This is a genomic window from Protofrankia sp. Cj3 (assembly GCF_917627355.1).
Taxonomy (GTDB): domain Bacteria; phylum Actinomycetota; class Actinomycetes; order Frankiales; family Frankiaceae; genus Protofrankia.
The window spans coordinates 3,903-9,212 of the sequence record NZ_CAKJTR010000118.1 but is presented as its reverse complement, the minus strand read 5'-3'; the positions used below and the strand labels follow the sequence as shown (position 1 = coordinate 9,212).

Sequence of the window (5,310 nt, the reverse complement as noted above, 5' to 3'; positions counted from 1 at the left end):
GGGTGATGTACGGGCGCGTCGGGTATTTCTCGTGTATGTCCCGAGCGCACTCGTTCTGCCGGAATATCTCACGCTGAGCGGCCAGCAGTCGTTTGCTGCCCGGCTGCTTCTCGTCACCCGTGGCCCCGAATATCCGGTTGGCGTTGTCGCTGTATCCGACGCAGTCGGGTGTCCCGACCTTGTTCGGGACCAGCTCGACCGAGATCCCAGCGCCCGACGACCGCAGGCACTCCGGTAGGCGGTGGGGCCAGCAGACCCACAGCAGCGATGTGGCGGCAGCCAGGACGACGACGGTGACCAGGGATGTCAGCACCATGGGACGGGCTGGCACCGGCGGTCGCCGCGGGGTAAAAGGCGGTACGTGGGCCAGTTCGGCTGCCTCGGTCACGGTGGCTTGACGGGCAGCGGGCACCGTCACTCGCAGCACCCATGCGCCGGGATCGCGCCGTCGGCGGCGCCGTCCCAATCCGTCGAGCCAGTGGGCCTCGGCATCCAGAGCCACGGCCACGGGCTCGGCCGGCATACTCGGCCAGGCAAGATCACAAATAGCCAGCTGGCTATCACAGCTAGCGATCACCAACAGCGGATCGTCACGGCCGGTCTCGCTGCGGACATCACCGATCATGTTGAGTAAAGCAACCCCACCGTTGTCCGATGTGATGTTGTCAATCAGCGCCACCGGGTTCGCCGTCCGCCGCCAGGCCCGGATCCGCCACGGCCGGCGTCGGTACGCCGTCCGCAGGTCCTGCAGAAACGCGTGTACGAGCAGCTTGTCGACCTCTTCGGGGACTTCGCTGTCAACAGCGCCGACGGTGAGCCGCTCGGCGAACCCGACAAAGTTCCCGGCTCCCGGCGCCACATACCGCTGACGCATGAACCAGCGGGTCTGGCGCCCCAGACCAGGTACCCGCCCGCTGACCCGCAGCCAGAACCGGACCAGCAGCCAGAGCCGCGCGACGAACACGAACACGAACCTGACCGTCGGGTCGGGCACGCCGTCGGCAAGACCAGCGAAAGGATTCGGCGAGTTTCCCCGGAAACGATCCCGGAGCCGGCCGAGGAGCTCCGTGGGCTGGTCGCCCAGTCCGTTCCCCCGCATGTCCTGCCGGGTCAGCCAGTCGGCAAGCAGATAGTGGTCAAAACGCAGCCGCGGCATGCCGAACTTGTCCCGGCCCAGTTCGGCGCACAGTGCGTGCAGCACCGGCAGCCGGGGCGGGGGTAATGGTGACCCGGCCTCCCCAGACAGGTGGGTGGAGGCGATTCTCGCGTGCTCGGTCCCGGCATCAACCCGGGCGCTCGGCACCGATACCGGAATCGGCTGCCGCAAACGCGCCAGGATATCGGCCAACAGCCCATCCTGGCCGGATTCACGCTCCAGACAGACGAGCGGCAACACCGTCCTGACCGGTCGGCGACGCATGACCAGGACGTCGACCAACCGGAATAACACGACAACACCGTCGAAAAACGGAATCAACAGAGCCCCCAACCGGCCGGGCACGGGTTACCTCCGGAAGCCAACCGATCGGTTCACCCATGCCTGGCCGCTTTGTGTCCGCAATGAAACACCGAATATACGGCCAGCCGCATACGGCAATCACTGGAGGGGGGCAGCTCCATGGCGGATCAGGACGAAACGCGGGGCAAGCTCCGGGCTTGTCCGCTCAGCGGACTCCGGCGGTTCACCACATACCAGCAGGGGAATCTCCCGGATGACCTCGACCACCGCGGTGGCGCTCGCCTCCCCGGTCGGCCCATGCCAGGCGAGTTCCACGGTCGCGGCCCGCCCGCCGTCCATGACAACGGTGCGCGACGAGGTGAACTCGTGGTCAAGCCAGCCCCAGCCGAAGCGTTCGAACAGCTCCCGCTCGACCACCTGCCCCCACCGGTCGAGTGCGGTGGTGCCCCGGTAACTGCCACGCAGCTCGCTCGGCTGGGCGTCCTGACGCACGATCTGGTCGAGGGTCGTGGGATCGAGAAACGCCCAGGCCCGCCCGTCAGGGAGAGTGAGCCCGGTCGGGGCGAACCGATGCCCGCCAAGGTGGCTGCACCGGCGAACTCGCACGCCGGGCCAGCGCGATGCCATCTCCATCCACAGGCGGGCGCCGTCCCGGCCGCAGCACCGGTCCCGTTGGCCATGGCCGCAGAGCAGGACCTCGGCAGACGCGGCCTGAGCCGTGATGTTGTCGTACGCGCCGTCACCTCCGTCAAGGAGCCGGACGAGCCCGTCGACAAGCCGTTCACGAGGCACGGTGTGGTCAGCGCCCACGAAACGGTTCGAACCCGTGCGCTGCCACCGGGTGACCCGCACGCCCGCTCGCGACTCGCGGCCGGGTGTGACGTCGCCGGTCGGGCTGACCGCGAGCAACCGGGTCCGACGCATGGCATCGGGCCGGGCCCGGCGCCCAGCCTCCGCGAAGGCGGGTATCTCGCCCACATCGCGCGGCCACGGCGGTGGCACCTCCACCAGCAGCAGGGTGTCGCAGGTCAGTGCCGACCCGATCGGGTCCACGCCCTGTTCCCGTGTCCACGGCGCACAGCGAAAGGGCAGCGTCATCGAGTGGCAGGTCATGCGGTCAGCGGCCGCCGAACAGACCGCCCCGGCCGTGCCCCTGATTGCCGAACAGACCACCAAGCGCACCACCGAGCGCGCCGGGAAGTCCTCCGCCAGAGCCGTGGCCCTGTTCTGGGGAGCCCTGCCCCGCGGCACCATGCCCCTGCATCTGGTTGCCAGCGAAACCGGCCTCGCCGAACCCGAAATGTCCAGCCAGCCCCGCACCGGCGAGCGCGTTGTAGGGCGGTAGCAGTTCACATGGCTGGACGATCACGTATCCGTCACCGGAGAACTGCATCTGCCAGCTCTCCCCGGTGTTCCCGCGCGGTTTCCATACCGACGACGACGTCACGGCAGCCTGCATCGACACCTGCAGGCTCGATGACCAGCCGACCACCGCGTCGGCATCCGCGAAGTAGTAGTTCTGCGGCGTCACCCGCATGACCAGCGGAGCGCCCGAGGTCACCACCGCGGCCTTGCCGTTCCCCGACAGCTCCACCTGGTAGTTGCCGGCTCCGGCGATCGAGACCTGGGAGTCGATGCGGACGACGTCCCAGTGCAGGTCCCGGTCGAAGGCAAGCACGTTCTTGCCGTCCACGGTCAGACCGTCACCGGTGAGGTCGAGGATGTGCACGTCCTGGGCCTGGTGGGCGAGAAAGACCGTGCCGCCGCCGGACACCTTCATCAGGTTCAGGCCCTCGCCGTCCTGGAACAGCGAGCGGAACTGGTGGCCCCAGCTCTCCCAGTGCCCGTCGAAGCTGGCGCCGCCCTGGTAGGCGACCATCGCACCCTTACGGGCGTAGAACTCGCGCATTCCCTGGGCGCCGAGCGTCGCCTTGAGCATCTTGCCGTTCTGCAGGGTGAAGCGCTCCCCCGTCGACACCTCGGGATTACCGAGGAGCGTGCCGCGAATCCCACCGCCCGCGGGCGGGTAGCCGCCGGACGGGCCACCCGCGAATCCACCGTGGCTCATCGTCGAATCCTCTCATCCACCAACCAGACCCAGCACCAACCAGACCCAGCACCAACCAGACCCAGCGCGAACCAGGTCACCCACGAACTGACATGTTCGGCCGCTCGTCCTCACTCGGCTGCACGACGACGAACCCCTGACCGGAGAAGCCGAGCTGGAAGGCCTCACCCGAACCGCGACCGATCAGCCCGCCCAGGCGAGCGGTCCGCCGCGGCTGGACCTGCAGGCCGTCGGTATAGGCGACCAGCGCGTCGGTGTCGACGAACGTTGGTGCCTCCCGCGTGTCGAGCACGATCGGATTGCCTTTCGCGGTCATCGCGACCCAGCCGTGGCCGCGGATGACCACGTTGAACATGCCCATCCCGGACAGCATGCTGACGCCGCGGACGCGTTCGATCCCCCACTGCAAGGTGGCGTCGAACGCGAGGATGTTCTTGCCGTTGACCGACAGGCCCTCACCCGCGAGCTGAGCGACGATGACCTCCTTGCCGTAGTCGGCCAGGTAGAGCAGGCCCTGCCCGACAGCGGTCATCAACGGCACGCCCTCGCCCGTTGCCCAGGAGGAGGCGATCCGCCGCAGCTGTGGTGGCTGGGGATTGAAGTCGACGAGACCTTCGTATGCGATCATCGAGCCGACCCTGGCGAACAGGTCCTGACCGGGCTGCATGACGATCTTGACAATCTTGGAACCGTGCCTGCTCATCCGGTCCATCAACTGGGTCTGGCCGAAGTGGTCCATCAACGTTCCCTGCACCACAGCCTCCTTAGAGGGGGTTTGAGATCGGGCTTTCGATCAGTGAGCCGCGTCCAGGGGCTCCCTGGCAAGGCGGAAGGCCGAAGCGATACCGGATGAGTTGTATCGGTGTGGCCGACAACGCAGCCAGGGGCGCCTAGACGCGGCGAGCCGGAATGACGATCTCAAACGCGCTCTTAGCGGCTCCGGCACTAGGACTGTCCGGCTCGCCACGCCCTAGACCTCGTACGGCTGGACAACGACGAAATGACCCTGGAAACCCATGAACTGCAAGGCGAGGGACTCCCCGCTGCTACCGGCATAGATCTGGCGGGAGATGCGCACCTGGGTCGAGATACTCACCCGCATGCCAGCCGTCCAGGCCACCAGAGCGTTCATGTCGGCGAATGTCGGACCGGCGACGTTCAGCGTCATCGGCGTTCCCCGCGTCATCACCACGATCGAGCCCTGGCCTGAAACCTCGAAATGGAAGAAGCCACCACCGGGGATCCCCGGGCTCTCGATCCGCTTGACCTCGGCGCTCAGGGTGCTGTCGAACGCCAGGATGTTCTTGGCGTTGATGCACAGCGGCTGGCCGCTCAACTCGACGATATGGAGATCGGTGGCGTCGTGAGCAAGGAAGACCTCACCGCGCCCCTTACACGTCATCAACTTGAGGCCCTGTCCGGTGAGCTTGTTCTCCAGCATCCCACGCAGACCAGCGCCCTTGTAGTCGAAGTCGATGTCGCCCTGATAGGCGACCATGGAGCCACGGAGGGCGAGTACATCCGGGCCCTGCCCGAGCGTGACCTTGACGAGTTTGCTGTTCTGCTGCGTCCACCGGCCGGCCGTGGGGACCTCGCGGTAGGGGTTCAGGCTGTTCATCGCGCCTGGCCGCACCGGCTGGATCTGGGAGGGCAGGATCTCGGTCGGGCCGAGACCGCCGGGCGCCTGCGGGCCGGGCCCACCGGGCAGTTGCTGGCCGTACCCCATCGTCGGCGCTACCGGCGCTGATGCCATCGGTAGCGGTGCTGGTGCCGCTGGTAGCGG

Annotated in this window: 4 protein-coding genes and 1 pseudogene; all 5 read right to left on the bottom strand. The window is 67.3% G+C overall.

The annotated features are described in order from the left end of the window. Window positions 1–1,501, bottom strand: a pseudogene (locus MJ783_RS15785) (hypothetical protein); the annotation flags it as partial. A 96-nt stretch (window positions 1,502–1,597) separates the two neighbouring features. Beyond that, window positions 1,598–2,512: a sucrase ferredoxin gene (locus MJ783_RS15780; RefSeq protein ID WP_239311205.1), complete on the bottom strand. Its 915-nt coding sequence runs from the start codon at window positions 2,510–2,512 to the stop codon at window positions 1,598–1,600. A gap of 64 nt (window positions 2,513–2,576) precedes the next feature. Further along, window positions 2,577–3,527, bottom strand: coding sequence for an AIM24 family protein (locus MJ783_RS15775; RefSeq protein WP_239311204.1), 951 nt, complete (start codon window positions 3,525–3,527; stop codon window positions 2,577–2,579). 76 nt (window positions 3,528–3,603) lie between these two features. Further along, window positions 3,604–4,281, bottom strand: coding sequence for an AIM24 family protein (locus MJ783_RS15770; RefSeq protein ID WP_239311203.1), 678 nt, complete (start codon window positions 4,279–4,281; stop codon window positions 3,604–3,606). 216 nt (window positions 4,282–4,497) lie between these two features. Next, window positions 4,498–5,310: AIM24 family protein (locus MJ783_RS15765; protein WP_239311202.1), on the bottom strand; the 813-nt coding region annotated here is incomplete at its 5' end.